This window comes from Sulfoacidibacillus thermotolerans (assembly GCF_003144315.1).
Lineage (GTDB): Bacteria > Bacillota > Bacilli > Alicyclobacillales > SLC66 > Sulfoacidibacillus > Sulfoacidibacillus thermotolerans.
Genome location: NZ_MPDK01000002.1, coordinates 423,538 through 450,406, shown reverse-complemented (window position 1 = coordinate 450,406; position 26,869 = coordinate 423,538). Strand labels below are relative to the sequence as shown.

Below are 26,869 nucleotides of genomic sequence, written 5' to 3'. Positions count from 1 at the left end.
AGATGTGTATAAGGGACAGGTACCCGTGGATAGCGGGGAAACGCAAGAGCTATGATGAGCACATCGGTTGCATTTTCTACCGCAAGGTGGTCCCACAGAGAATCGCCTGGCTCTGTTTGATATACGTGGGGTCGCACCTTGCTTAAAAAATAGTGAGCATATGGCATAAGTGTCGCAGACGCGCGCGCGCTCGCAAAGATGACCTGGCGAGCGCGCGCCATCTGTTGAGCGAGTGCGTAGAATGCTTGTGAATTTGTAATGTGTAGTAATTGTTCAAGATTGTTTTGTTCGCTTTGAATGACGCGATCGCCCTCGTCATTTTGTGGATTTTGTGCAAACCACAGGCGGTCTTGAGCGGATAATTCTTGACGAATCAACTGTTGCATTGCTTTATTCCACTCTGTAAACCCGCTGAAACCAAGCAGGCTTGCAAATCGCGAAATCGAAGCTTGGCTTACGCCAACAGCTTTTGCAAGTTCTGCAGAGGTCATAAATGCGGCTTGTCGATAATGTGTTTCAAGGTAGCGCACGATCAGTCGATTGGCGTCAGAGCTATGGCGTGCCGTCTGCCACCACTGTTCAAGCTGTGCAGGTGGATTGATAGGGTTCATAGTGGCTCCCTTTTGAATGAAATTATTCATGATTATGATTAAAATAAATGCTACTATTCAATTGACGTAATTGCAAGAAAAAATTAGCTGTGCTAGCATAACGCTAGACACATTCGTTTTTACATGCAGAGAGGATGATGAGAAATGGCTGTAGCGAGCCGAGGTGTGATTCGCGCTCCGAGGGGGAGTGAGCGATCTTGTAAAGGGTGGGAGCAAGAAGCGGCATTGCGAATGTTGATGAACAATTTGGACCCGGAAGTCGGGGAACGTCCAAGTGATCTTGTCGTTTATGGGGGAAGAGGGAAAGCCGCGCGCAACTGGGAGGCGTATGACGCGATCGTGCGAGCACTGCGCAAACTAGAAAACGATGAGACGTTATTGATTCAATCAGGCAAGCCTGTGGGAGTCTTTCGCACGCATGAAGACGCCCCGCGCGTACTTCTTGCAAATTCTCTACTTGTGCCAGCATACGCTACGTGGGAACACTTTGATGAACTAGATCGCAAGGGATTGATGATGTTTGGACAGATGACTGCGGGAAGTTGGATTTATATCGGGTCTCAGGGAATTTTGCAAGGGACCTATGAGACGTTTGCGGAAGCAGCCAGACAACATCGTGGGGGAACGCTTGCTGGCACTTGGACGCTAACGGCTGGACTCGGTGGCATGGGTGGGGCGCAGCCACTCGCAGTGACGATGAATGACGGGGTTGCGCTCATTGCAGAAGTGGATCGGCAGAGAATCTTGCGCCGATTGGAAACGAGGTATCTCGATGTTTTTGCGCAAGATTTAGACGAAGCGATCGTGCGTATGCAAGATGCTGTAGCAAAAAAACAGCCACTTTCGATTGCTGTGCATATGAACGCGGTGGATCTCTTTCAAGCACTTATCGCGCGAAACCTCATACCTGATTTTGTGACGGATCAAACATCCGCACATGATCCGCTTTACGGTTATTTGCCACAAGGGATGACAGTGGAGGAAGGAGAGCGCATGCGTCAAACGGACGCAGTGGCGTATGTCACTCGTGCGAAAACTAGCATGGCTGACCACGTGCGTCTGATGTTAGAGATGAAGCGCAGAGGGGCGATTGTGTTTGACTATGGCAACAACATCCGTCAAGTGGCCTTTGATCAAGGGGTGAAAGAAGCATTTGATTTTCCCGGATTCGTACCTGCTTATATTCGCCCACTGTTTTGTGAGGGGAAAGGGCCCTTTCGGTTTGCGGCTTTGTCAGGAGATCCGGCAGATATTTTGCGTGCAGATCAACTCGCTTTGGAACTATTTCCGCATGATGCGCATTTGCGCAGTTGGATTGAAAAAGCGCAACAGAAAGTTGAATTTCAAGGATTGCCTGCCCGGATTTGTTGGTTAGGGTACGGTGAGCGTGCAAAATTCGGACTTGCTATAAATGAACTCGTGAAAAAAGGGGAAATTAAGGCCCCTATTGTGATTGGTCGCGATCACCTTGATGCAGGGTCTGTAGCCTCTCCCAATCGCGAGACAGAAAGTATGAAAGATGGTAGCGATGCAGTCGCCGATTGGCCGATTCTCAATGCGTTGTTAAATACGGCAGCTGGTGGATCGTGGATTTCCGTCCATCACGGGGGTGGAGTGGGCATGGGATATGCGATTCACGCTGGAATGGTCGTTGTAGCTGATGGATCAGAGCGAGCCGCGCGAAAATTGGGACGCGTTTTGACGACAGATCCTGGTATGGGTGTCATTCGGCATGTCGATGCTGGGTATGAGCGCGCACAACAAGTTGCTCGGGAGCGTGGGGTACGCATTCCGATGTGGGAATAGCGTTTCGCCAAGGAGGATTCTATGAAACGCGTGAAACGGTTGATTGATCATATCGGATTACTTTGGACGATGAGTTCAGGGAGTGCAGTGCAAGATGCGCAACCGCTTTGTGGGCGAACAGCGATGCAAGAAGTTGGTGCAGTGACGGATGCAGCGATCGCAATAGACGAAGAGGGAATGATCGCAGCCATTGGCAAGAGTAAAGAATTGCAAACTGTCATCGATGCACAAACAGAAATTATCGACGCAAACAATGGATTTGTTTGTCCGGGGTTTGTAGATCCGCACACACATTTAGTACATGGCGGGTCAAGAGAACACGAATTGCCAATGCGTTTGGCGGGTGCGGATTATCTTGATATTTTGCGCATGGGTGGAGGGATTATGAGCACTGTACAAATGACACGAGAGTGTACAGAGCAACAACTCTATGAACAGGCGCAAAAAAGTTTATTGCGCATGCGCTCCTATGGGGTAACTTGCGTAGAAGCGAAAACAGGGTATGGATTAACGGCTGCGACAGAAGAGAAGCAGTTGCGTGTTGCAAAAGCGCTAGAGCAAAAGATGGCGATGCGCTTTGTACACACGGCCCTTCCAGCACATGCCCTCCCACTAGAACGCAAGGACATGCGTGAGCGCTTCGTAAAAGAAGCTGCGCAAATGTATCTCGAGTTATCCAGACAAGGTGCAGAGTTTGCTGATGTTTTTGTCGATGATGGCGCATTTACTATTGAAGAAGGGCGTTATTTGCTTGAGACAGCGAAAACGGCTGGAATGAAGATTAAGTTACATGCCGATGAACTTGTACCACTTGGCGGTGCAGAGTTGGCGGCAGAGTTAGGAGCAGTTTCAGCGGATCACTTACTTGTAGCCAGCGATGAGGGATTGGAGGCGATGGCACAGGCAGGGGTTCTTGCCGTCTGTTTGCCAGGCACATCTTTTTATTTGCAAAAAAAACCTGCTCGTGCTCGTTTTATGATCGATGAAGCGCAGCTTGGGGTGGCGCTTGCGACGGATTATAATCCTGGGTCGGCACCCTCAGAAAACTTTCTTCTGATGTTGAGTCTTGCCCTGTTTACTTTGCGTATGACTCCTGAAGAAATTTTCGTGGCGGCGACGCGAAATGCAGCAGCGGCAGTAGATCGCTGTGCAGTTGCAGGTGTATTGCGCCCAGGGCGCGCGGCAGACGTCGTGATCTTTGATGCTCCCAACCCTCAATATGTTCTTACACACTATGGGATCCAGCATGTGGCGCGAGTCTTGGTCAAAGGGGAAGTCGTTTATTCGGACGTTCAGTGACATTCATTTGTACATGAGCGTGGCATTTTACGGATCTTTCGCGTTTCACGTGAAAAAGGCAAAAATTGTGTCGAATGAAGCGTTTGTATAGGGGCTGCATGGCTTGTTAGCAAGCTGTGCAGCCTTTGTGTAACCCGTTTTGCATTTGCTGTATAATTCTCGTGAGACGCGCTGTTTTTGCGCGAGATGGAGGGTGTGTAAGAATTGGATTTACAAAATGCGCAACGTGTGGCGCAAGCGGCAGCTCGTGTCGCAGGTGAACAAATTCGGACCTTTATTGGTCGACCCGCGCAGACACACCAAAAGTCGTCACCCCACGACTTGGTGACAGAAGTTGACAAGGCTTGTCAAACGGCGATCTATGAAATACTGCAAAAAGAATATCCGACAAGCGTGCTACTTGGTGAGGAGTCTGTGCCACCTGGTGCAGCAGCTGCTACTCTTGCGGTACAGCAAGTAGAAAGAGACTTGCTGTGGGTGGTCGATCCGATTGATGGAACCCTTAATTTTATCCGCGGATTGCCTGCCTGTACCGTTTCAATCGGACTCATGGTTGAGTCAGTAGGTAGGGTTGGAGTGATCTATGACCCCATGCGCGATGAGATGTTTTCAGCGATTCGCGGACAAGGGGCATATTGCAATGGTCGGCCCATGCGTGTGTCTACTGAAGCCGATTTGTCTAGTTCGGTTCTGGCTAGTGGCTTTCCGACTGGGGCATATCGTGGACGCAATGCAGAACAAATCAGGAGATTTGGCTATCATGTGCGAAACGTACGCGCATTTGGATCTGCAGCTTTACATTTGGCTTATGTTGCTGCAGGGCGGCTTGATGGTTTTTGGGAGAATGATCTCAATGCTTGGGACTTACTTGCTGGCGCTGTAATGGTAGAGGCAGCAGGTGGGCGCGTGACAGACGCTGACGGTGCACCTTATTCGCTCGATACGCGCCATGTGGCAGCCACCAATGGACATATTCACGATCAGTTACTGCGCGATTTGAATCTTGATATTCCGCTTGCGTAGTAGCGAGCTTTAGCTTCCCTCATCACCACAGCAGGGCAAGGTGATGAGGGATGTTCTTCACAAAAGGGAGGTTGAATTTTCGCATGGGCGGCAGTGCAGAGCGTCGGATTGCGGCAATTAGTTCATTGCCAATTTATCGACATCGCCAAGAAGGTCTGTTGACCGATTTATATCAGTTAACGATGATGTATGGTTTCTATAAAAGTGGTCGAATGGAACAGCGTGTGGTTTTTGATATTTTTTATCGAATGAATCCTTGTGATAATGGATATGTGATTTGTGCTGGGTTGGAACAAGCCGTCGTCTATCTGCGCAATTTGCGCTTTTATCCTGAAGAAATCGCGTATTTGCGCAGCTTAGGGATCTTTGATGAAGGTTTTTTGAAAGAGCTTGAAATGTTCCGTTTTACTGGGACAGTGTATGCGATTCCAGAAGGCACGGTGGTGTTTCCACAAGAACCGCTCTTGCGCTTGGAAGGTCGAATTTTTGAATTGCAATTGGTTGAATCAGCACTCCTTTGTTTTATCAATCATCAAAGTTTGATTGCAACGAAGGCGGCGCGAATTGTCCAAGCTACGCGTGGTGTTTTGGTGGAAGACGCCCATCCAACCAGTGAATTTGGTTTACGCCGCGCACAAAATGGTGATGCGGCTGTTTTTGGTGCCCGCGCTGCTTACATAGGCGGCTGTACAAGTACAAGCAATGTCGTGGCAGGGTATAATTTTTCGATTCCCGTTTCAGGGACACAGGCGCACAGTTGGATTCAAAGTTTTGATTCTGAACTAGAGGCATTTCGCGCCTATGTGGATGCATTCCCAAACCGTGCAGTGCTACTCGTCGATACGTATGATGTCTTGCGTTCAGGTGTGCCAAATGCCATTCGCGTGGGACGCGAACTACGTGAAAAAGGATTTGATTTGCTCGGTGTGCGCATTGATTCAGGTGATCTCGCGTACTTGTCGAAGGCAGCACGCAAATTGCTGGACGAAGCTGGATTTCAACAGACGCAGATCATTGCTTCAGACGATCTCGATGAAGATACGATTCGCGATCTCATGGTTCAAGGTGCTAAAATTGATGGGTTTGGCGTTGGGACTGCGCTTATTACAGCCAAAGGATGTCCTGCACTGGGCGGAGTGTATAAGCTGGCGGCGGAAGAAAAAGATGGGCGCTTTATTCCCCGTATCAAGGTTTCTGAAAATCCGCTTAAAGTTACGAATCCCGGGAAGAAGAAAGTGATCCGCTTTTATGTCGGAAACAAGGCCAGTGCTGATCTCATTATGTTAGATGAGGAAGCTATCCCTCAAGGGGAACCTGTTACATTATTTGATCCCGTTCATACATACAAGCGTAAAACCATCTATCAATACACGGTTCGAGAACTCCTTATTCCCGTTATTGTAGATGGGGACATCGTTTATGAACTGCCTGCGGTCGAAGAGATTCGTTCGTTTGCACAGCAAGAATTAGCGACGTTATCCAGTGAGACGTTGCGTCCTAAAAATCCGCATACGTACCATGTAGATCTAAGCCTTCCACTATGGGAGTTAAAAAGAGAACTAATGGCACGCATGCGCACGGCTGGGGCAAATTGAAAGCCATGGGTGAAAGCGTGCCTATTTTCTCTTTTCTGTGACTTATTGTTGACTGACAAATTGGGCAACCAAACGGGCGATGTGCGACTCGACGCGGCTTGCCTCGCGTTCGTCAACGCCTTCACTGCAAATGGCTAAGGCAATTGGGTGCTGATGAATCCAGAAAATCGCTGCGTCGTGGAACTCGTTTGGCCAATCCCCAGTCACTTGTTCAATTTTACTTTCGCTTGGCAGGCCACCAGCTATGCGATTTGCCTGTGCGACTTGTAGGAGATCTTGCATGAGCGGCGCGACGGTCTTGGGATGTGCTTGGTTCATGCTATATAAATAGCTCAGGTATAAGGTCAAATCGTACGGGGTTATAAGCCTTGGCGTGGCGAGTGTTTCATGACTCCCGACGCTGTTCATAAAGCTATTGATTTCTGAAGGGTCGAGTTTGCGAATGAGCATATTGATTGCTACGATGTCGTGATCGACAAGTGCAGCTCGAGCGAGTTCAGTCACAGAAAGTGGTGTGCCGTCTGGTAATCCACCGATAAAGCCAGGGCCAGCCTGTTTGTCGACGCTTTGTACGTGAACAAGCGTTTGAGCGCTCAATTGACCATTGGCAATCTCACTGTAGAGATTTACCGTGATAGGCAGAGCGAGTGTCTGTGCCGCACTAAAGGATTCGTGTGCCTGCCAGCCAAATTGAGCTCCTGTCACGAGATCAGAGCCAGCAACGCCAAATGTTCCAGGCTGTTTTTGTAAATACAATTCGATCTCTCTTGTGAGCGCAAGATAGGCGTCTTGTGTAAAGGGCAGCGGGCGTGATTTTTCGGTGACCTGTAGTACGTCCGCCCGCAGGCGAGCGTAGAGTGTTGTAAAGCCGGACGCAGCCATCCATTTTAGCGAAAATCCGAGAAGAATTGCTGCGCAAAGGACAAAAAAAACGCGCAATAGCCGCAGTCGTTTGCGGCGATAAGCTTTAAGCGACGTGGTTTTCCTGTTTTTGTGACGCTGTGGGTTACGGCGTGCATGAGCTGATGTAGAGGATGTTTTCGCTGGTTGCAGGGGTGCAGACGCAAGCGTTTGAATCGAACGACGTTCACCTGGTGAGCGATCTGGTTGGTGTTTTTTCGGTGAATTGCGCCCTTTTGTAGATGTGTTTTTTTTCCTTGTCGCTGATTTTTTAGCTGGAAACTTGTGAAAAGGACTATACATGTGAAATCATCCAATCTATATTGAACTTATAAACTTATTCTTCCCCCATGTTGTTAATCTATCATATAGATGACAAACTGGCGACGGATGATTACTTCTTTTTGGAGGCGGGTTTCAAGTGAACGACATTCGCATGATTGTACCGACAAGTCAGACGGCACGAGCCGCTCAAGTCAAAACTGGAGCAGGCGAGACGAACATGACTCGACCAGGGCGGATTCTCGTCGTCGACGACGAGCAGGGGATCAGTGATTTTTTGTTGTTTGGACTGCGCGACGAGGGGTATGACGTCATGTGCGCGCGCGATGGCGAAGAGGCGCTCGAACTGCTTGAACGGTTTAAACCGCATGTGGTTCTGCTCGATATCATGCTTCCGGGAATTGACGGATTTGAAGTGTGCCGATTGATGAAAGACAGGGCGCGCGTTGCAATTATTATGCTTACTGCGCGCGATGATGTCACAGATCGCGTAAAAGGACTTGTGACAGGAGCAGATGATTACGTCGTGAAGCCGTTTTCTTTCGCTGAACTAAAAGCGCGGATCGAAGCGCGCTTTCGCAATCAGTTCCCTGAATTATCGGCGGTTACTCGGGTAGGAAAATTCGAAGTAGATAAAGTGCAAAAACTTATCCGATACGAAGGCGTTGCGCTTGGTCTATCGCGTACAGAATATACGTTGCTCGAGATATTGTTGGAAACTCCTGGGGTGGCGCTTACCCGCGAACAAATCATGTCGCGCGTGTGGGGCGATGACTTTACCGGTGAAGATAATATTCTAGAGGTCTATATCCGCTATCTTCGCCACAAGTTAAACGATACCAAACGTCAACTCATTCGCACGGTGCGTGGAGTCGGCTATCGTGTCGATCTTCAGTAAATTTAAGCGACAGCCTTTTCGCAATCGCAAAAGGGCTGGGAGTTTAATTCGTGATTTGTATGCGCGCTATGTGGCGGTCGTAGTGATCTTACTGGTGCTTGTGGCGGCGATTCAATTTGAGTCGTTGCATAGCGCGCTTGTCGTCGCCAACGAGAATAATCTCTCCTTTGCCTTGCGCGATGCGCTGTCCGAATCTGCAATTGAACAAGGGATTACACCGCAGACTTTTGCAAAAGCGGCTCCACGCTTGCTTTTGGCACTGAGCATGCGCGGCATTAATGTGCGGCTGTATGATCCGCAGTTACACCCGATCGGTGAGCGGCTCTCAAAATATGATCCAGCGAATTTGATTCCCGTGCGGCCCGATATGCTTCAGGTCATGCGCAAAAATGAAACGCGTGTCTGCCGGATCGCGTCCGCCTATGTCATGCAAACACATGGCCAGATGCTATTGCTGGCAACGGTGGGCAGTTCTAGGCAAATTGCAGGGTATGTAGAACTTGGTTACTCTGAATCGTTATTGTATCCGATCTTATTGCAGCAATCGCTAAAATTTTTGCTGATTAGTTTGCTTGTGGTCGTGTTTGTCGCAGCCATCCTCATTCCTGTTATCCGTGCACCACTGCGTCCACTTCACCGCTTGATCGAAACGGCATTACGCATTCGCGATGGGGCTTTTCAGGAGCGCTTTCCGCTTGTCGGAACACATGAAACCGTACGCCTCGCGGAAATCATCAATGATGCGCTAGATTTGCTCGCAAGCTCAGTGAAGCGCGAGCAAGATGCGACGGAACGCATGAAGCAATTCGTGTCAGATGCGTCTCATGAGTTGCGAACGCCACTCACGGCAATTCGGGGATTTACTGACGTATTATTGCGCAGGTTGGATTCATATGTACAGGATTTAGAGGTTTTACAGCGCAGTGTACACTTGAAGACCGAATTACCAGATGAACTTATGGCGCGACTTTTGACAAATGCAGAAAAAGTGACAGGCATGCGCCAGGGATTACTTACAATGCAACGAGAAACTGGGCGGCTTGAAGAGTTAGTGCGGGACTTACTGCAACTTGCGAAACTCGAACAAGGATTAAAACCGCAACTGTTTGATGTCGAACTTTCTGCAGTTGTTGAGATGTTGCAGCCACAATTTCAGGTTTTAGCTGGCGCGCGACAAATTATCTACGATCTCCGACCTGTAGTTATTCTTTGTGATCAGAGTATGTTACAACAAATTTTATATAATTTAGTCATGAATGCAATTCAACATACAGATCCAAAGCAGGGGATCATTCAGGTTCGCCTGCGGCCACTGGAAAAACAAAGAGCACTACTCACAGTGACTGACAATGGATCTGGAATTGCGAAAGAACAGTTAGCGCGCATATTTGATCGTTTTTATCGCGCTTCAGGCGCTCGCGAACGACATCCTGGAGGAGCCGGGCTAGGGCTTGCGATTGTAGCGGAAATTGTCCGTGTGCACAATGGCCGAATTTGGGCGGAAAGTGAACTGGGTGTTGGAACCACAATGTTTGTGGAATTATAAAGATGTGAGGGAACGGCGCATGAAAGTGATTAAGATTACACCACGCGGGTATTGTTATGGAGTTGTTGATGCGATGGTGTTGGCTTCACAAGTGGCAAAACAGCCGGATTTACCGCGTCCGATCTATATTTTGGGGATGATCGTGCATAATCAGTACGTGGTTGAGGCGTTCGAAAAACAGGGAATTATCACGTTAGACGGGGATAATCGCCTGGAAATCCTAGAGCAAATCGATAAAGGAACGGTCATTTTCACGGCGCATGGGGTTTCTCCTGCTGTGCGTGCGCGTGCGCGTGAAAAGGGATTGGCTGTGATTGATGCTACATGTCCAGACGTGACGCGCACGCACCGATTGATTGAGGAGAAAGTGGCGCAAGGATACGATGTCGTGTACATCGGTAAGCGTGGGCATCCTGAGCCAGAAGGAGCGCTTGGTGTGGCTCCAAGTCGCGTCTATCTGGTTGAAACCATGGAGGATATTGCTGCATTGCCAACCACTCTTGGACGTACTGGCGATCGATCAAAAGCGGATGAAAGCGATCTTCCGCGCATTATTGTGACGAATCAAACGACAATGAGCCAATGGGACATTGCGCAACTCGTCTCCCAAGTAACGCAACGCTTTCCAAGTGCAATTGTGCATAACGAGATTTGTAATGCGACGCAAGTACGGCAGAATGCAGTTGCAACACAAGCAAAGGGAGCCGACTTGTGCCTTGTAGTCGGTGATCCGCGAAGTAACAATTCGGGCCGTTTGGCGCAAGTTGCAACGGAGATTGCAGGGGTAAAGGCGTATCGGATTGCGGATGTTTCAGAGATTCAGCTCGAGTGGTTAAAAGATGTAGAGACGGTGGCTGTCACTTCGGGTGCTTCTACACCGACTCCCATTACACGCGCAGTGATTGATTTTTTAATGCAGTTTGACCCGGCGCGTCCGGAAACTTTTCATGCTGTCCATCACGTTGATTACGAACACCTATTGCCTACAGGGAAAACGCAACAGGAATAAAGGCAGAGTACGATTGCTTTATCTTAGCGATGATGTAAAGCGAATACGCGTTGCTGCTGATGTGCGGCAACGCGTATTCTTGATTTTACACACTTCCTCTTATTAGTATGAATGTGCATAGGCGTTGTATAGAGTTGGGGGAGGTAATGAGGATGGGTGTTGCTCAATCTGAATTTCATCGTGCCACTGCGCAGGGAGTGGATCATTTACCGATAAAATATTTAGATTATATCGAGTTTTACGTCGGCAATGCGAAGCAAGCAGCTTATTTTCTAGCTCATGCTTTTGGTTTCGTACCCTTTGCGTATCGCGGTTTAGAGACGGGGTCGCGCGAGCGCGTTAGTTATGCGTTAAAACAGGGGAGTACAGTCATTGTTGTGACGTCAGCTTTACATCCAGACCACGAGATAGGGGAATTTGTCCGCCTGCATGGCGATGGAGTAAAGGATGTCGCGTTTGCAGTTGACGATGTGCAAAAAGCTTACGAAGCGGCTGTTTTACGTGGAGCAAGAGGGATTGTGCCGCCCTATACGGTTCAGGACGAATATGGGGTGGTCTCGCGCGCGGTGATCGGGACGTATGGGGATACAGTGCATACTTTGATTGCGCGAGAATCATATCAGGGAACATTTATGCCAGGATTTGTTCCGTATGCAGCTTCTTATTCTGTGCAAGAAAAGGGACTCGTGCAATTTGATCACGTTGTGGGGAATGTCGAGTTAGGCAAGATGGAGGAGTGGGTGCATTATTATCGTCAAGCGTTAGGCTTCTCGCAATTTATCTCATTTGACGATCAGGACATCAATACAGAGTATTCGGCGCTCATGTCAAAAGTGATGGCTAACCATTCAGGCCGCATTAAATTGCCCATCAATGAACCAGCTACAGGACGCAAAAAATCGCAAATTCAAGAATTTCTAGATTTTTATGCAGGGCCAGGTGTACAACATGTAGCTCTTTTGACACATGATATCAAAGCAACGGTTCGTGCGTTACAAGCATCAGGAGTCGAGTTCCTCCGCACACCCCATTCTTATTATGAACATTTGCGTGCGACGATGGGAGATATTGAAGAAGGAATCGATGAATTAGAAGAACTCAATATATTACTAGATCGTGATGAAGAAGGATATTTATTGCAGATTTTTACGCGGCCTGTTGTTGACCGTCCCACATTTTTCTTTGAAATCATTCAGCGCAAAGGCAGTCGCGGATTTGGCAAGGGAAATTTTAAAGCGTTATTTGAAGCGATAGAACGTGAACAGGCACTCCGGGGGAATTTATAAGATGAAATGGGTTACTCGGTGGATCACTTCACGGCAAGAACGTTTGCACTTCTTCGCTCGTACAGCGTCTGGTGAACAGGAAGTCGATTTTGCGAACGCGGTACTTGCCTTACGTCGTTTTGTTGCACCAGATCGCTACCTGCAAAGTTGTAAAAAAGTTTATGAAAAACGGGTTGGTTTAGGGAGCAGCAGGAGCGGAATGGATCCCTTGGACACGCCGCCAGACACGTTACTTACTTTGCTTGAAGCAGGGGACCAGTGGTGGCAGTACGCATTATGTGTAGAGCAACTCTTTGTGACGGAATTGACAGCAGAGCAGCAACGGATGTGTTTTGCGACGGGTGTGCCAGCTCCGCTCTTGCCAAAACCTCCTTCATTTCGGGATTTTTATGCTTTTGAGGCGCATGTTAAACAAGCGCGTGCGCGCCGTGGATTAGGTATGCAACCGGAGTGGTATCAGGCTCCTGTTTTTTATTTTTCCAATGCAGCCGCCTTCATTGGTGATGGGATGGCGGTTGAACGTCCGCGGGGATGTTCGTGGCTAGACTATGAATTAGAAGTGGCGACAATCATACGTAAATCAGTTCGCGATGTAAGTCCGCTGGAGTGGCTAGACGTTACCGCTGGATTGACGATTTTGAACGATTGGAGTGCGCGGGATATACAAGTCCAAGAGATGAAAGTGGGGTTGGGCCCAGCGAAAGGGAAGGATTTTGCGACGTCACTCGGTCCAGTACTGGTGACATGGGATGAGTTACAGGATTGCAAGGTGATTTTAGACAACCAGCAAGGCCCCAATTTCAATCTGAAAATGCGTGCATATGTGAATGAGATTTTGCGTTCGCAGGGAAACCTCGCTGATTTGTACTTCACATTTGGACAAATGATCGCGCGTGCATCGGAGGGCGTGACTCTGTATCCAGGGGATGTCATTGGATCGGGGACGGTCGGTTCAGGATGTATTTTAGAAATTGGACCAGAGCAACAGCCATGGCTTGAGGCGGGAGATGTTGTGACGCTTGAGGTGGAACGCATTGGCCGCTTGACAAACGTCATTGCGTAAGGGGGGATTGACATGACATATTACACGATGCAAGGGCAGGTTCCGAAAAAACGCCATACGCAGATGCGCCAGAGCAATGGGCAACTTTATACTGAGGAGTTGTTTGGCAGGGAGGGTTTCTCTGGGAGACAAAGCCTACTTTACCATATCACACCTCCAACAAATGTCACACAAGTTCGCGATCTCGGTTCCGTCGCGCGCGAATTTTCTTTCTTGGGGCCTTTAGTGCATCGCCATTTGCGTACTCTGACATTGCCGCCTCCAGCACTGCAAAATGCAGTGGATGGGCGAGTGATTTTGCTTGGCAATGAAGATGTCGCACTTGGGGTAGCTGTCGTTACGGAAGCGATGGACTATTTCTACCGCACGGCAGAGGGTGATGAGCTGTTCTTTGTGCATCAGGGGCATGGGATGATAGAGACGATTTTTGGACGTCTTGATTATCGATCAGGCGATTATGTGGTACTACCTGTAGGGACAACATATCGTGTGATTCCGACTGCAGGAGAAGTTACACGCCTGCTTGTGATTGAGGCGCAAGGGCAAATTGCGATTCCAAAGCGCTATATGAATGAGGCGGGCCAAATGATGGAGCACGCGCCATTTTGTGAACGCGACTTTCGGCTGCCGCAGTTAGAGACACATGATGAGCAGGGAAATTTTGAAGTGCGTGTGAGGGCGCGCAAACAACTGACAAGTTTTGTGCTCCCCTTTCATCCATTTGATGTGGTGGGATGGGATGGGGCGCTTTATCCCTACATTTTCAACATCGCAGATTTTGAACCGATCACAGGGCGTATTCATCAGCCACCTCCGGTTCACCAGACGTTTTCCGGTGAAAATTTTGTAATCTGCTCGTTTGTTCCTCGAAAAATGGATTATCATCCGGAGGCAATTCCAGTACCTTATCATCATTCAAACATCGAAAGTGATGAAGTACTCTATTATGTAGATGGCCATTTCATGAGTCGTAAAGGCATTGAAATCGGATCGCTGACATTGCACCCTGCCGGCATCGCGCATGGACCGCATCCTGGTGTAGTAGAAAACAGTTTAGGTGTTGCAGATACAGCGGAATGGGCGGTCATGTTAGACGCCTTTCATCCACTCGGCCTTACAGCAGCGGCCTTGGCGATAGAAGACCCACAATATATGTACAGTTGGCGTCTGTAATCATAGAGAGTGAGGCGTGCACACATTTTAGGCGGATGACCATATGATAGGGCATAGACTTTGTTGGGGGGATATGTCCTAATGTTGTGGCGAGGGAAAAATGTGAATGCAGAGCCTGATTATGAGTACCATGAATTAGGTTTTCAGGATTATGGGCATGCGGTAGGGTTTCTTCAGTATATGTTACGTCGGCTTGGCTTTTATCATGGTCCAGTTACGGAGCACTTCAATCAAGGGACAGAAGAAGCGTTAAAACGTTTTCAAATGAGTCAGCATGTCCCGATTACTGGTCGCATGGATCAGCAAATGTGGAAATTGCTGATTGGGGTTGCAGTCAATCGACAAATTCTGCAAAATGAAGTGGGGCCGCAGTTTGTTAATCATTTTACTGTGGCCCAAATGGGATAAAGGGAAGGGTCAATTTCATGCATGTAAAAGCTAAAATGCACGCCACGCTTGATGAAGAGCGCGCTGTGATTGATGCGCCAGGAGCGAAATTGTGGCTTGAGAATTATCTTTGCAAGGAGGATCGAGCGCCACTTTCGCTCCGCTTTGCTGCATCACCGTTTGAAAATGCGCCTCATCTGGTGATTGGGCTGCGAGAACAAGGCAGAGGAATTGATCTCTTAGTGCCTGTTGCACAGTGTGCAACTTTGTTACAAGCACCTGTCGGGATTCTTGTGCGCACAGGAGAAACGCGCTCTGATCTGCAGGTGGATGTTGATTTTGATGAGGATGCTTTTAGTACATTTATTGAGCATGCGGCGACGATGTATCAAGAATTTCCTGATCATGAGGTCTGGGGCGCGCTATCGATGCTGTTTAGCGACGGTGTGTAACTTCATGATAATGGTTGTTAGGAATCGCGCGAAAAGTCGAGCGGTACGAGCTTGCCGATCGGGAATGCGCGTTTTTCTTTTGTCCCAAGGACCTTTCCATAGGCCATAATGCCATCTAAGTATTCGACTGTAAAAAGGTCTGTCGTAGTTTCGATGCCATAGGTGACATGAGGTTCAATCGTTTGGCGATCCATGAGGTACGATTTTGCTAGAAAATAACGTTGCTCATAGACTTGATATTCATTGATGACACCTTGTTCGAGGGCGAGTTTAGCTTGTTCTTGGCAACGAGCCATTTCAGCTTCCAATTGCATTTTTGACATTTGACTGAGCAGTTGAGTTGTCATGATAGTCCCCCATGAAAGATTCTTAACTCTATGTTACCATAAGAACAAGATGAGCACAGGGGGCGTTTGAGCCGTGTTGCCGGATCGGCCGACTTTGCAGGATTGCCAAAGGTTCCATGAATGGTTGGACAAGGAAAAGGGATTTTCACAGGATCTCCCGTTGAATGTGATGTTGCTTGTGGAGGAAGTTGGGGAGGTTGCAAAGGAAGTGCGGCGGTTACAGGGCGCCATGGGTCACCCCGAGATGATCGCAAAGGAAGGCGAAGCCCGCGAGCATTTGCGCGATGAACTCGCGGATTGTTTGGCGTATATTGTGAAATTAGCAAATTACGTAGGGATTGACTTAGAGTTGGCGTACGTCCGAAAAATGCGCTACAACATGGGACGAGAATGGAACGAGTAGAAGGGATCGGTAACGATGAGACGCGTGCGCAAAGCAGTTATCCCAGCAGCGGGGTTGGGAACTCGCTTTTTACCGGCGACGAAGGCACAACCAAAGGAAATGTTGCCGCTTGTAGACAAGCCAGCCATTCAATATATCGTTGAAGAAGCAGTGGCGGCAGGGATTGAGGATGTTTTGATCGTGACTGGGCGATCAAAGCGGGCGATCGAAGATCACTTTGATCGATCATTAGAACTCGAAATGCACTTGGCAGAACATGAAAAGCGTTCTACGTTAGAAGTGGTTCAACACATTTCACGCTTAGCCAATATTCATTATATCCGTCAGCCGGAATTGCGAGGGCTTGGACATGCTGTGTATATGGCTCGATCATTTGTAGGGTCGGAGCCATTTGCTGTATTGTTGGGTGATGATATTATCTATTCACAAAAACCAGCGCTATCGCAACTTTTGGAGATCTATGGCCGCTGTGAACAAACAGTTGTCGGGGTCAAGCCTGTGCCACGGGAAAATGTGTCAAGCTATGGGATTATAGCGGGTGTGAGCGCGGATGGGATCGAATATACAGTTACAGATTTGATTGAGAAACCGTTTGTGCATGAGGCGCCTTCGAATTTGGCGATCGTTGGTCGCTATGTAATTACACCGGATATTTTCTCAATTATCGAGACGACTCCTCCTGGTAAGCAAGGGGAGGTGCAACTTACAGATGCATTGCGTGGGCAGATGTTAAAAAGCGGGTTACACGCGTGTAAGATTGATGGATTGCGATTTGATATTGGCGATAAATTGGGATATATCAAGGCGACTATTGGACTCGCATTAATGCGATCCGATATGAGAACGGATGTTTTGCAGTATTTACATGAAGTGTTAGAAGAGGCAGAAAAAGAGCGCGGACCTTTTGCCATGTGATGGTCGGTCTGATCAGGGAGCGAAGCACATGGAGAATCGATCGTATTTTTTGCGGTTGTTGCGAAGTTTAGAGGGCAAGTCCTATGGTGGATATCGCGATCTAAAAGGTATATTTGATCTTGGCCCATATATTTTAACCATTGATCGGGTGCAATCTGATCCCTTTGCGCCACCTTCGCGCGTTCGCGCGTTTGTAGATGCAGATTTGTTGCGGCTGGACGAAGCGATATTAACGGATCTCGACCGCAGAATCGCAGTTGAGGATTTTTTAACACGAAGGTTATCGGCGGTTTTAAAGGAACTTGGCTTAAAACGTCGAGGGAGTGGCCGTAGTGGGATTATTTTGTTCGCTTCTCCACAACAGGTAGTTTTGCCGCGTAGTGCAGTAAATGTGACAAAAGCAGGCATTGAGGTACGCCTTGCTGTGGGGCTTCCGGCAAATGGTCGAAGGATTCGAGCCAAAGACGCTGAGGCGATGTTTCTTGTCGATTTGCCGTTCGTTTTACATCAGGCATTTGCGCGATCGGAGTTTCCTTTTGCGGAACTAGATGAACATGTAGCATTGTACATAGACCAATGTTTTATCCGACGCTCGTTAGCAGACCGGGGGCTTGTTTCATTTATTGGAAATGGGTCAATCTTGGCACGGCGAAGCGGAATGAGTGAGTTGCCGATGGATGAAAAACTTGCCCAGCCATTTCAAGCACCTCTATCTACAGTGGTGACTTGGCATTTGCCAAGTGGACGGGAAATTGCAGGCATGGGGATTAAAAAGGGCGTAACTTTGATTGTGGGCGGAGGATTTCACGGGAAAAGCACCTTGTTGCAGGCGATCATGCGCGGGATCTACCATCATATTGCGGGAGATGGTCGAGAGTGGTGTATCACGGATGAGACGGCAGTTAAAGTGCGTGCAGAAGATGGGCGCAGGGTAAGTCGCGTCGATATTTCAGGATTCATCTCACACTTGCCGCGCGACCGTTCTACCACCACTTTTAGTACTCAGGATGCGAGTGGTTCCACGTCTCAGGCTGCCGCAATTATGGAGGCGCTTGAGCTAGGTGCACGTGTTTTGCTGATGGATGAAGATACGAGTGCGACAAATTTTATGATTCGCGATGCGCGTATGCAGGCGCTGGTGGCCAAAGAACGCGAACCGATCACGCCCTTTGTAGATCGGGTGCAGGAATTATATCTCACATATGGTGTATCGAGTATCTTGGTGATTGGTGGATCTGGAGATTATCTTGATGTAGCGGATATGGTTTTGTTGATGGACGAATACAGACCGCTTGATGTTACCGAAGAGGCAAGGCGTGTTCGTCTCGATTTCCCTGCAAAACGTAGGATCGAAGCGATAAGTCCTTTGACACAGGCACGCATCCGTGTTCCACAACCTATCGCAATGGGGACAAAACTTGAACGAATGGATGTCAAATCGCGTTTTACGGTACAGTACGGCGATGAATTTGTCGATCTTGGCGCATTAGAGCAACTTATTGAAGAGAGTCAGACGCGTGCGGCAGTGGCGATGATTCGCTATGCACTTACCCAATTTGTAGATGGAGAGATATCGCTTCACCAAGTTACGTCTCGCATCGTGCAAGAAGTTTATAAAAAAGGGTTCGCACAAATAAGTATGGAAGAAGGGTGCTCTGGGTTTTATGCTTTACCTCGCGCCCTTGAAATTGGGATGATTTGGAATAGAATTCGTGGGCTTGCCATTCGTTGACAACCTAGATCGCTATGAACCAACCGTCTTGACAGTGCATATGTATATCGTGTGGCGAGCGAGGAGGAGGATTCATGGCTGCATTTGTCAGTGTGGGAGCGTTCCAGATTTCATCCATGACAAACGATGTGGGTTTTTTTTACGGACAGAACGTCCAAAATGCGTGGGATTCTCATTCTCCTTTGCAAATGGCGGCAGGATATGTGATGGGCAATTATGATCTAAACGGTGTCGCAGCGGTTTGGTCGTATACTCCTGCTGTCGTTTTACAGCCCATCGCGGATTCGGATGTGAAAGACAATTTCTCTCCAAGTTGGCAGGGACCCTAGATGGCAGCGTTTATTCAAGTAGGCAATATCCAAAATGCTGCGATGACAAATGCGGTTGGGCAATTTTTCGGACAAAACATTCAAAATGGTTGGGATTCGCACTCCACGATGATGATGAGCGCTGGATTTTGTATGGGTGACTGGTCATATCTCTCTACGCTAGGGGCGACGTTGACTTCGCGTTCCCAGCTGTTGATGCCGATTTTTGATCAGGATCAAAAATGTCTTTATTCGCCGATTACACAGCGCTAGAGGAATATCAATACGTCTCTGCAGCAATGGTGCATGCAGGGATTTTTTTATGGCAGAAAAAGCTTTTGGCGACAGCATTGTGAACGACAAGTATTCAAAACGAGTAGCCATTGTGTGATTGTAAAAAGGAATTTGGTCTGCTGTTCGCTAACAGAAGAGATTGATGGAGGATGTGCAAAACGTTCTCATCGATCATCGAGTTGTAAAAGAGGAGCGATCACGGCATGATCTTGTATCAATCAACAGCTGCTCGAAGTGAGTATAGATCTGCGCAAAGGCGCAAGATCTGGTTTTTCATCCCAAAAGTGCTCATAAGCGGTGTACTTCTCTTGCTGCTTTCAGGATGTACATCGATGGATGGTATGTCTGCTGGGCAATTTCCTAACCCGGTAACACAGGGCGACGAGACGCTGCTTTGGGGTCCAGAGATAAAACCGGAGGCACTGAAGATGATTGATCAGAGTACAAGCTTTTGCCATTTAACAATGTATGAACTATCCGATCCAAATATTTTGCAGGCTCTATTGCGTGCAAAAGTACGAGGGGTTGATGTAGAAGTTGTACTGGATGCTACAGAACCACACTCTCAATCCGTTGCACTTCCTTTTCTCCAAGCTCATCAGATCAAAGTGCGCACTCTTTCAATCTCCGGGGGGATTTCCCATATCAAATCACTTGTTGTTATGACACATCATGGAATGCAGGCTTTACTGGGGGGGATGAACTTTGGTACATATAGTTGGGAAAATCACGATGCATCAGTCTATTTCACGCATCCAAGTCCAGAGTTTGAAGGTCTTTTTGAACAAGATTACGCGCGTGCGGGCGGCAATCCGGAAGTCCCAGTAGCTTATCCGCTTCCGTTGCGCGCTGATACACAAATTGAGCCAGCCTTGCTTTTGGCGATCGCAAGTGCGAAAGAAGAGATTGATATGGAAGCTTTTGCATTTACTAGTCGTGAACTCGTTGCAGCACTTTCTGAAGCGGTCGCAAGAGGTGTAAAAGTAAGAGTCGTACTTGATGCAAAGCAGCATTATAATCATAAAACGGCTCGGTTGCTGGCAAATGCGGGGATAGACGTTCGCTACTATCAACCGTATGATAATGAATATTTACATGCAAAAATTTTGTCTGTGGACAATGGCCGAATTGTATTTATTGGGAGTGCCAATTTTTCTTACCATGGGTTCTCGGTCAATCACGAGGGTGACGTCGAACTGATGAACGCGTTTGCTTTTGGCAAAAGCATTAAAACTGATGTGGACAATCAGTTTACAAGAAGTTAACGCTTCCTCTAAAGGCTTTAAAAGAAATTAAAGGATTGGTGAATGGTTTGATAAAAGATTGGGTGGCGCGGATTCAGCAGCGCGACCGCGTGTGGTATATGACCATACAAAGGCTTCGCGGCAAACATCAGCTAGTGGATCGATGGATCAGTTGGCTTGGAAGATTTGGGCCCTTGTTATTTTTCCTTGAGATGGGGGGGATCTTTGTAATTCTTGGAATCCAAGAAAGGTCAAATGCAGTGAAGGTTTTGTATGTCCTGCTTGTGGCTATTGCTGCTGCGTTATCGACGAAGTTTATCATTGATCCACTCGCTGCACGGATTGCAAGAGTGCGTCCTTTTGTCAAGGAATCCGTCGTACCACTTGTTGCGAAGGATCCGCAGGATCCTTCTTTTCCTTCAAATCACGCGGGTGGGGCTTTTGCTTTAGGGATATTCTTGTCGATCGCATTTCCGCATTTGCTCTTTTTCTCATTGGGGTTAGCAATTTTAATATCCTTCTCGCGCGTCTATATTGGTCTGCATTATTTCACGGATGTTCTGGTTGGCGGGATGATTGGAACACTTGTTTCTCTGCTGTATTGGAAAATATGGCTATGAATAAAATGGATAAATTAGTTAATTTAGGGCATGATAGCCCTCGTCATCAAATTCTAAATCTGATGTTGGAGGGCATAAGATGTGAGACACTTGACAAAAAATCGCTATGAACAAGAATCTTGGCGGATAAATCAAAGAGGAATTTTTAATGGCGCTCGTCGCTTGTTGCTTCTTCTTATGTGTCTGTCTATTGGACTGTGGCTGAAACCAACTCCTGTTTTTGCAGCTACATATCACATCATTGTAACTGATAAGGGTTTTTTTCCTAAAAAAATCACTGGTTCCTTCAATCAACCAGTGACGATTACAGTCTGTAATAAAGGGACAAAGACACACAACTTCATACTTCCTGCATTCTATATTTATTCCCCCAATCTTGCTGTACATTGCTCCACAACAGTCCAATTTACCCCAGATAAAACAGGGGTGTTTCAATTTTATTCTGATGCCGGAGGATCTAAAGAACCTGGATTAATTGGTGAGATTGACGTACACTAAGGCAAATGATTTCTTGCAGTTTTTTGCAGTTGTGATCGATTACATAAGCGTTTAGAACAGTTTCTAAGCGAGTGTTAATTCCAGATCTCTTCCACCTAAAATATGAAAATGAAGGTGAAAAACCGTTTGACCAGCAGCTTTTCCTTTGTTTGAGACGAGACGGAATCCACTTTCGGCTACGCCGGTTAGGGCAGCAACCTCCCGAATCGCTTTTTGTAATTCTGCTAGCAATTGTGTATCGTCATCAGGAAGTTGCAAAATAGATTCAATATGTTGCTTTGGAACGATGAGCACGTGCACGGGTGCAGCTTTTTGGATGTCTTCAAATGCAATCACACGTTCTGATTCATAGATTTTTTTTGCGGGCAATTCACCTTGAATGATGCGACAAAACACACAATCCATCGTAAGATTCTCACCTTTCTTGTATGTAAAGAATTCACTGTATTCCATGATATCAGACGAAGTGCAGGTTCGCCAATGTTCACATGGTATACAAAAGGTATGTTTCCAAGGGGATTCCCAGTAAACAAAGGAAGAGGAGTGTTAACCAGTGAGTCCGGGTGAATTTTTAAGTGAAACTGAAGGAATTGGTTATGCGCGCGGCCGATTTGTGGGACTTGATGAGCCGGTGATTCCGATTGAGGATCGCGCACATCAGTTTGGCGACGGTGTTTATGAGGTTATTCGCGTCTATGGCGGGAAACCATTTTTATTGCAACAGCACTTAGAGCGGTTTTGGCGGAGCGCAAAGTGGATCGAGTTGCAATTAGATCGTTCATTGCAAGAACTGCAGGAGCTAATAGAGGAGGCGATCACTCGCGCGGGATTTTCTGAAGCACAAGTATATTTTCAATTGTCCAGAGGAATTGTCAAACGGGATCATGCATTTCCAAATGTCCCTAGTCATCTCAGTCTAACTGTACGCCCCGTAAATTTAAAAAAATGGGAGAAGGGGAAAGAATATGGGCAGCATATGATTTTGGTTGAGGATATACGCTGGAAACACTGTCATATTAAATCGCTGAATTTGCTGCCCAATGTGTGGATGAAACAAAAAGCGATTGACCAAGGGGCAGATGATGCTATTTTTGTTCGCGAGGGAGTGGTTACCGAATGCACGAGTAGTAACTTAGCGCTTGTGCGGGATGGCGTTATTTTTACACACCCGGCAAATGAACATATTTTACATGGCATTACGCGTAGGTTTATCATGGAAAACGCCCATCAGATAGGGATTCAAGTTCGTGAAGAAACGTTTTCATCCGATGCATTATACGATGCTGACGAGGTCTTCACTATGGGAACAATGAGTGAAATTCTTCCTGTCACAAAGGTGATGGATACGCCAATCAAAACAAGGTACAAGGAAAAGCAGAGTATTACTTACCAATTACAACAATTACTTAGAGAGGCTATTCACAACCTTACGCACAATAACTACTAGATTGTAAGGGTGTAGCTGTTTGCGAAAAAGAAAATTGACCAATCAGTCAAAAAAAGATGTTCAAATGAATACTCGTTTGTTATCATAGAAACAGCAGGAGTAAGGAGGCTGATCTCAGTGAGCTCAATTCGACGTGCAGCAATTTTAGGCTCTGGAGTAATGGGAGCCGCAATTGCAGCGCATCTCGCAAATGTGGGGATTCCGTCGTTATTGCTTGATATTGTCCCTAATAAATTAACGCCGGAAGAAGAAAAAAAAGGTTTGTCTCTCGAAGACAAAGTGGTGCGAAATCGAATTGTAAATTCAGGAAAAGTCGGTTTGTTAAAAGCAAAACCGGCGCCTTTATATCATACAAAAGACATCGACCTCATTGAGACGGGGAATTTTGAGGATGATTTTGAGCGAATTGCAGAATGTGATTGGATTATCGAAGTAGTCGTGGAACGTTTAGATATTAAACGTCAGGTGCTCGCTAAAGTAGATGAGTACAGACGTAAGGGGTCGATTGTTAGTTCTAACACCTCAGGCGTATCCATCACTGCAATGGCAGAGGGAAGATCAGAAGATTTTCGGCAGCATTTTCTAGGCACTCATTTTTTCAACCCGCCGCGCTATATGAAATTGCTTGAATTGATTCCTACAGTAGATACTTTGCCTCAGGTCATTGCACAGATGCGAATTTTTGCCGAGGACGTGCTCGGTAAAGGGGTTGTGATTGCAAAAGATACCCCCAATTTTATCGCAAATCGCATTGGCACGTATGGACTACTCATCACTTTCGCGGAGATGCAAAAAACAAGATTTGGTGTAGATGAGGTTGATCTTCTAACTGGTCCTGTACTAGGCAGACCAAAGAGCGCAACTTTCCGAACACTAGACATTGTAGGGATCGACACGTTTGTTCATGTAGCACAAAACGTGTACGATCAATCAACTGATCCCGAAGAGAAGGCTGTATTTGAAGTGCCTACAGTTATTCGCAAAATGGTTGACAATGGATGGATCGGGGAAAAGAGCGGTCAAGGTTTTTTTAAACGTGAGAAGACAGCACAAGGGCGCGAGATTTTTGCATTAGATATTGATACGATGGAATATCGTCCACGCAGGAAATTATCGTCCGCTTCTTTTGAGGCTGCCAAGGCAGCGCCAAGTCTCAAAAAGAAATTGCAAACGCTTGCATATGGTGAAGATGATGCAGCTATTTTTGTGTGGAATGTAATAAAGCAAACGTTACTTTATAGTGCGCGCTTAGTCGGTGTGATTGCGGATGATATCACCGCCATCGACGATGCGATGAAGTGGGGATTTAATTGGGACATGGGTCCTTTCGAACTGTGGGATGCCATTGGCGTTCGCCGATCGGTCGAACGTATGAAACAAGAGGGACTAGTCATTCCAGAGTTTGTTGAAGTGCTGTTAACGCAGGGGGAGACGTTTTATACGCAGCGAGGACAAACGGTACAGAGCTTCTTTGTGGGTCATGGGTATAAAGAAGTGAAACCTGATGAGCGAAAAATTGATCTTCGTCTCCTCAAAGAAAACGGACACGTAGTTTTCGGAAACAAGGGAGCCAGTTTAGTCGATCTAGGGGATGGGGTTGCGTGTCTTGAGTTGCATTCTCTAAAACAGGCGATTGGCGCTGATGTAGTAACGATGATGATGAAAGCCGCTGACGAAGTAGAGAAGAACTTTGAAGCACTCATCGTGAGCAGTGAGGCGAGCAATTTCTCAGTTGGTGCGAATTTGATGATGATTTTGATGGAAGCACAAGATGACAATTGGGATGAGATTGATCTAGCGGTGCGCCAATTCCAAAATGCCAATATGCGCTTGAAGTATTTGAAAAAGCCTGTTGTTGTTGCGCCGCATGGGTTAACTCTTGGAGGGGGCGCGGAAATCGCCCTTGCAGGAAGTGCATTACAGATGGCGGCTGAGACTTACTGTGGATTAGTCGAGGTCGGGGTTGGGCTCATTCCAGGTGGTGGTGGCAACAAAGAGTTGCTTATACGCATGATGGAGCGTTTGCCTGAAGGAACGGATTTATCACCTGTACCTCTTGTGCAAAAAGCTTTTGAGGTAATTGCCATGGCTAAAGTTTCTACGAGTGCAAAAGAAGCTGCAGAGTTGGGATTTTTGCGACCTACTGATCAGATTACGGTGGCGCGTGATCAGTTGTTGGCACAAGCGAAAGCGACAAGTTTGAAATTGGCTGAGAATTTTGTTCCGCGCCGGCACAAGGGGATTAAGGTGCTAGGGGAAAACGCTGCGGCGTATCTCATGATTGGTGTTTATGGAATGAAGAAAAGCGGATACATTTCTGAACACGATGAAAAGATTGCTCGGCATCTGATCCGCGTGTTAACTGGCGGTCAGGCGGCTGGTGGTAGTGTAGTCAGTGAACAGTATCTGTTAGATCTTGAACGCGAAGCGTTTTTGTCACTCTGTGGAGAACCGAAAACGCAGGCGCGAATGCAATACATGTTGCAAAAAGGAAAGCCGCTGCGGAATTAGCGCATGGAGATAGCGGATATCTGTAAGGAGGGGTAAGTATGAGAGAAGCTGTCATTGTCGCTGGCGGCCGCAGTGCCGTGGGAAAAGCGGGCAAAGGCAGTCTGCGCCAGACGCGGCCTGATGAATTTGGCGCAGCGGTACTAAAAGCAGTTTTTGAACGGGCAGAAGGATTGGATCCAGAATTAATTGAAGATGTGATTTTGGGGTGCGCAACGCCAGAGGCGGAGCAGGGGATGAACCTTGCCCGAATTGTTGCGGTGCGGGCTGGTTTTCCAACTTCTGTGTCAGGAGTAACTGTCAATCGCTTTTGCAGTTCCGGACTGCAGGCTATTGCGATGGCTGCTCAAGCAATTCAAACGGGAATGAACGATATTGTCATGGCGGGTGGGGTTGAGAGTATGAGTCGCCTGCCGATGGGTGGATATAATATTTCTCCCAATCCTTATCTAGCGGAGTTTTATCCACAGATTTATATGTCGATGGGGCATACAGCAGAAGAAGTAGCTGTACGTTTTGGCGTGAGTCGTGAAGATCAAGATGCCTTTGCGTTACAGAGTCATCGGCGTATGGCGGCAGCGATTGAAGCTGGCAAATTTAAAAATGAAATTATTCCGCTTGAGGTTGTTTTGCGCGATACAGATGATGAAGGGCGCATCGTCGAAAGAAAGTTTATTTTTGACACTGACGAGGGTGTGCGTGTTGATACTTCACTTGAAAGTTTAGCTAAATTGCCGCCTGTTTTTCGTGTGGGGGGAACCGTAACCGCAGGCAATTCTTCGCAGACAAGTGACGGAGCAGCTGCTGTTGTGATGATGTCTGCACAGGAGGCGGCAAAACGCGGTCTGCAACCGCTTGGCGTATTTCGTTCATTCGCTGTAGCCGGGGTCGATCCGGATATTATGGGCGTTGGTCCTGTGGCAGCAGTCCCTAAAGCATTAGAAAAAGCGGGATTAAAACTCGAAGATATGGACCGGATTGAATTAAATGAAGCTTTTGCTTCTCAATCTTTGCAAGTTATTCGCGAGTTAGGAATGGATCCGAGCAAAGTGAACGTCAACGGTGGAGCGATTGCAATGGGCCATCCACTTGGCTGCACAGGCGCTCGTCAGACGGTTACGATTTTAGAAGAACTCAAACGCTCTGGTGGACGCTATGGTCTTGTCACGATGTGCATTGGCGGAGGAATGGGCGCTGCAGGTGTTTTTGAACGCGTGTGAGTA

General features: G+C 47.4%; 27 protein-coding genes. 23 read left to right on the top strand and 4 right to left on the bottom strand.

The window, feature by feature from the left end:
• A partial coding sequence (locus tag BM613_RS02615) for a MurR/RpiR family transcriptional regulator (RefSeq protein ID WP_146192752.1) occupies nt 1-641 on the bottom strand: 641 nt, incomplete at its 3' end.
• Between the two features lie 114 nt (nt 642-755).
• Here BM613_RS02615 and hutU point away from each other — a divergent pair.
• The 4 genes from hutU (at nt 756) to BM613_RS02595 (ending at nt 6,334) form a co-directional block, all read left to right on the top strand.
• Nucleotides 756-2,417 (top strand): urocanate hydratase, encoded by a 1,662-nt coding sequence (gene hutU, locus BM613_RS02610; protein ID WP_109429576.1) that lies wholly within the window; start codon nt 756-758, stop codon nt 2,415-2,417.
• A gap of 21 nt (nt 2,418-2,438) precedes the next feature.
• Nucleotides 2,439-3,716: an imidazolonepropionase gene (hutI, locus tag BM613_RS02605; protein ID WP_109429575.1), complete on the top strand. Its 1,278-nt coding sequence runs from the start codon at nt 2,439-2,441 to the stop codon at nt 3,714-3,716.
• Between the two features lie 204 nt (nt 3,717-3,920).
• On the top strand, nt 3,921-4,739 hold the full coding sequence (locus BM613_RS02600) for an inositol monophosphatase family protein (protein ID WP_109429574.1): 819 nt from the start codon (nt 3,921-3,923) through the stop codon (nt 4,737-4,739).
• A gap of 83 nt (nt 4,740-4,822) precedes the next feature.
• Nucleotides 4,823-6,334 (top strand): nicotinate phosphoribosyltransferase, encoded by a 1,512-nt coding sequence (locus BM613_RS02595; protein ID WP_109429573.1) that lies wholly within the window; start codon nt 4,823-4,825, stop codon nt 6,332-6,334.
• A gap of 42 nt (nt 6,335-6,376) precedes the next feature.
• On the opposite strand, the gene BM613_RS02590 is transcribed toward BM613_RS02595, so the two are convergent.
• Nucleotides 6,377-7,537, bottom strand: a complete 1,161-nt coding sequence (locus BM613_RS02590; RefSeq protein ID WP_109429572.1) for a serine hydrolase — start codon at nt 7,535-7,537, stop codon at nt 6,377-6,379.
• 199 nt (nt 7,538-7,736) lie between these two features.
• Here BM613_RS02590 and BM613_RS02585 point away from each other — a divergent pair, with 199 nt between their 5' ends.
• From BM613_RS02585 to BM613_RS02550, 8 genes are all read left to right on the top strand, one after another.
• Nucleotides 7,737-8,414, top strand: coding sequence for a response regulator transcription factor (locus BM613_RS02585; RefSeq protein WP_109429624.1), 678 nt, complete (start codon nt 7,737-7,739; stop codon nt 8,412-8,414).
• Nucleotides 8,398-9,960 carry a sensor histidine kinase gene (locus tag BM613_RS02580; RefSeq protein ID WP_109429571.1) on the top strand — a complete coding sequence of 521 codons (1,563 nt, stop codon included), beginning with the start codon at nt 8,398-8,400 and terminating at the stop codon, nt 9,958-9,960. Before BM613_RS02585 ends, BM613_RS02580 begins: the two co-directional genes overlap by 17 nt.
• Before the next feature lie 19 nt (nt 9,961-9,979).
• The gene (locus BM613_RS02575) at nt 9,980-10,969 is read left to right on the top strand and encodes a 4-hydroxy-3-methylbut-2-enyl diphosphate reductase (protein ID WP_109429570.1); all 990 of its coding nucleotides are present in this window, start codon (nt 9,980-9,982) and stop codon (nt 10,967-10,969) included.
• 152 nt (nt 10,970-11,121) lie between these two features.
• Entirely contained in the window at nt 11,122-12,255 is a 1,134-nt protein-coding gene (gene hppD, locus BM613_RS02570; RefSeq protein ID WP_109429569.1) for a 4-hydroxyphenylpyruvate dioxygenase, read from the top strand.
• A 1-nt stretch (nt 12,256) separates the two neighbouring features.
• Nucleotides 12,257-13,318, top strand: coding sequence for a fumarylacetoacetate hydrolase family protein (locus BM613_RS02565; RefSeq protein ID WP_245926203.1), 1,062 nt, complete (start codon nt 12,257-12,259; stop codon nt 13,316-13,318).
• 12 nt (nt 13,319-13,330) lie between these two features.
• The gene (locus BM613_RS02560) at nt 13,331-14,491 is read left to right on the top strand and encodes a homogentisate 1,2-dioxygenase (RefSeq protein ID WP_109429568.1); all 1,161 of its coding nucleotides are present in this window, start codon (nt 13,331-13,333) and stop codon (nt 14,489-14,491) included.
• An 81-nt stretch (nt 14,492-14,572) separates the two neighbouring features.
• Nucleotides 14,573-14,899 carry a peptidoglycan-binding domain-containing protein gene (locus tag BM613_RS02555; protein ID WP_109429567.1) on the top strand — a complete coding sequence of 109 codons (327 nt, stop codon included), beginning with the start codon at nt 14,573-14,575 and terminating at the stop codon, nt 14,897-14,899.
• Nucleotides 14,900-14,916: 17 nt separating this feature from the next.
• Nucleotides 14,917-15,330 (top strand): hypothetical protein, encoded by a 414-nt coding sequence (locus BM613_RS02550; RefSeq protein ID WP_109429566.1) that lies wholly within the window; start codon nt 14,917-14,919, stop codon nt 15,328-15,330.
• 17 nt (nt 15,331-15,347) lie between these two features.
• Here BM613_RS02550 and BM613_RS02545 read toward each other — a convergent pair whose 3' ends face one another.
• Nucleotides 15,348-15,677, bottom strand: a complete 330-nt coding sequence (locus BM613_RS02545; RefSeq protein ID WP_109429565.1) for a DUF1811 family protein — start codon at nt 15,675-15,677, stop codon at nt 15,348-15,350.
• A 73-nt stretch (nt 15,678-15,750) separates the two neighbouring features.
• On the opposite strand from BM613_RS02545, the gene BM613_RS02540 reads away from it, so the two are divergent.
• From BM613_RS02540 to BM613_RS02505, 8 genes are all read left to right on the top strand, one after another.
• Complete coding sequence (locus BM613_RS02540) at nt 15,751-16,080, top strand: MazG nucleotide pyrophosphohydrolase domain-containing protein (RefSeq protein WP_219930614.1); 330 nt, start codon at nt 15,751-15,753, stop codon at nt 16,078-16,080.
• 15 nt (nt 16,081-16,095) lie between these two features.
• Nucleotides 16,096-16,995: a UTP--glucose-1-phosphate uridylyltransferase GalU gene (galU, locus tag BM613_RS02535; protein WP_109429564.1), complete on the top strand. Its 900-nt coding sequence runs from the start codon at nt 16,096-16,098 to the stop codon at nt 16,993-16,995.
• 28 nt (nt 16,996-17,023) lie between these two features.
• Nucleotides 17,024-18,727, top strand: coding sequence for an ABC-ATPase domain-containing protein (locus BM613_RS02530; protein WP_109429563.1), 1,704 nt, complete (start codon nt 17,024-17,026; stop codon nt 18,725-18,727).
• A 74-nt stretch (nt 18,728-18,801) separates the two neighbouring features.
• Nucleotides 18,802-19,056, top strand: coding sequence for a hypothetical protein (locus tag BM613_RS02525; protein WP_109429562.1), 255 nt, complete (start codon nt 18,802-18,804; stop codon nt 19,054-19,056).
• Nucleotides 19,057-19,308 (top strand): hypothetical protein, encoded by a 252-nt coding sequence (locus BM613_RS02520; protein ID WP_109429561.1) that lies wholly within the window; start codon nt 19,057-19,059, stop codon nt 19,306-19,308.
• A gap of 224 nt (nt 19,309-19,532) precedes the next feature.
• On the top strand, nt 19,533-20,594 hold the full coding sequence (locus tag BM613_RS02515) for a phospholipase D-like domain-containing protein (protein ID WP_109429560.1): 1,062 nt from the start codon (nt 19,533-19,535) through the stop codon (nt 20,592-20,594).
• Between the two features lie 38 nt (nt 20,595-20,632).
• On the top strand, nt 20,633-21,193 hold the full coding sequence (locus tag BM613_RS02510) for a phosphatase PAP2 family protein (RefSeq protein WP_181362841.1): 561 nt from the start codon (nt 20,633-20,635) through the stop codon (nt 21,191-21,193).
• 81 nt (nt 21,194-21,274) lie between these two features.
• Nucleotides 21,275-21,691, top strand: coding sequence for a cupredoxin domain-containing protein (locus BM613_RS02505; RefSeq protein WP_109429558.1), 417 nt, complete (start codon nt 21,275-21,277; stop codon nt 21,689-21,691).
• A gap of 63 nt (nt 21,692-21,754) precedes the next feature.
• On the opposite strand, the gene BM613_RS02500 is transcribed toward BM613_RS02505, so the two are convergent.
• Complete coding sequence (locus tag BM613_RS02500; protein WP_109429557.1) at nt 21,755-22,096, bottom strand: histidine triad nucleotide-binding protein; 342 nt, start codon at nt 22,094-22,096, stop codon at nt 21,755-21,757.
• A 148-nt stretch (nt 22,097-22,244) separates the two neighbouring features.
• Between BM613_RS02500 and BM613_RS02495 the strand changes: the two genes are divergently transcribed.
• The 3 genes from BM613_RS02495 to BM613_RS02485 all read left to right on the top strand — a co-directional run bounded on the left by BM613_RS02495 (nt 22,245) and on the right by BM613_RS02485 (nt 26,866).
• Nucleotides 22,245-23,138, top strand: a complete 894-nt coding sequence (locus tag BM613_RS02495; RefSeq protein ID WP_109429556.1) for an aminotransferase class IV — start codon at nt 22,245-22,247, stop codon at nt 23,136-23,138.
• Between the two features lie 117 nt (nt 23,139-23,255).
• Nucleotides 23,256-25,649, top strand: a complete 2,394-nt coding sequence (locus BM613_RS02490; RefSeq protein ID WP_281267807.1) for a 3-hydroxyacyl-CoA dehydrogenase/enoyl-CoA hydratase family protein — start codon at nt 23,256-23,258, stop codon at nt 25,647-25,649.
• 38 nt (nt 25,650-25,687) lie between these two features.
• Nucleotides 25,688-26,866, top strand: coding sequence for an acetyl-CoA C-acyltransferase (locus BM613_RS02485; protein ID WP_109429555.1), 1,179 nt, complete (start codon nt 25,688-25,690; stop codon nt 26,864-26,866).
• Nucleotides 26,867-26,869 lie beyond the last annotated feature (3 nt).

What these genes read in the sequence shown, in the direction of transcription:
- hutU (WP_109429576.1), top strand. Translation starts at nt 756, where the DNA reads ATGGCTGTAGCGAGCCGAGGTGTGATTCGCGCTCCGAGGGGGAGTGAG.
- hutI (WP_109429575.1), top strand. Translation starts at nt 2,439, where the DNA reads ATGAAACGCGTGAAACGGTTGATTGATCATATCGGATTACTTTGGACG.
- BM613_RS02595 (WP_109429573.1), top strand. Translation starts at nt 4,823, where the DNA reads ATGGGCGGCAGTGCAGAGCGTCGGATTGCGGCAATTAGTTCATTGCCA.
- BM613_RS02590 (WP_109429572.1), bottom strand. Translation starts at nt 7,537, where the DNA reads ATGTATAGTCCTTTTCACAAGTTTCCAGCTAAAAAATCAGCGACAAGG.
- BM613_RS02585 (WP_109429624.1), top strand. Translation starts at nt 7,737, where the DNA reads ATGACTCGACCAGGGCGGATTCTCGTCGTCGACGACGAGCAGGGGATC.
- BM613_RS02575 (WP_109429570.1), top strand. Translation starts at nt 9,980, where the DNA reads ATGAAAGTGATTAAGATTACACCACGCGGGTATTGTTATGGAGTTGTT.
- hppD (WP_109429569.1), top strand. Translation starts at nt 11,122, where the DNA reads ATGGGTGTTGCTCAATCTGAATTTCATCGTGCCACTGCGCAGGGAGTG.
- BM613_RS02565 (WP_245926203.1), top strand. Translation starts at nt 12,257, where the DNA reads ATGAAATGGGTTACTCGGTGGATCACTTCACGGCAAGAACGTTTGCAC.
- BM613_RS02560 (WP_109429568.1), top strand. Translation starts at nt 13,331, where the DNA reads ATGACATATTACACGATGCAAGGGCAGGTTCCGAAAAAACGCCATACG.
- BM613_RS02555 (WP_109429567.1), top strand. Translation starts at nt 14,573, where the DNA reads ATGTTGTGGCGAGGGAAAAATGTGAATGCAGAGCCTGATTATGAGTAC.
- BM613_RS02550 (WP_109429566.1), top strand. Translation starts at nt 14,917, where the DNA reads ATGCATGTAAAAGCTAAAATGCACGCCACGCTTGATGAAGAGCGCGCT.
- BM613_RS02545 (WP_109429565.1), bottom strand. Translation starts at nt 15,677, where the DNA reads ATGACAACTCAACTGCTCAGTCAAATGTCAAAAATGCAATTGGAAGCT.
- galU (WP_109429564.1), top strand. Translation starts at nt 16,096, where the DNA reads ATGAGACGCGTGCGCAAAGCAGTTATCCCAGCAGCGGGGTTGGGAACT.
- BM613_RS02530 (WP_109429563.1), top strand. Translation starts at nt 17,024, where the DNA reads ATGGAGAATCGATCGTATTTTTTGCGGTTGTTGCGAAGTTTAGAGGGC.
- BM613_RS02525 (WP_109429562.1), top strand. Translation starts at nt 18,802, where the DNA reads ATGGCTGCATTTGTCAGTGTGGGAGCGTTCCAGATTTCATCCATGACA.
- BM613_RS02520 (WP_109429561.1), top strand. Translation starts at nt 19,057, where the DNA reads ATGGCAGCGTTTATTCAAGTAGGCAATATCCAAAATGCTGCGATGACA.
- BM613_RS02515 (WP_109429560.1), top strand. Translation starts at nt 19,533, where the DNA reads ATGATCTTGTATCAATCAACAGCTGCTCGAAGTGAGTATAGATCTGCG.
- BM613_RS02500 (WP_109429557.1), bottom strand. Translation starts at nt 22,096, where the DNA reads ATGGATTGTGTGTTTTGTCGCATCATTCAAGGTGAATTGCCCGCAAAA.
- BM613_RS02485 (WP_109429555.1), top strand. Translation starts at nt 25,688, where the DNA reads ATGAGAGAAGCTGTCATTGTCGCTGGCGGCCGCAGTGCCGTGGGAAAA.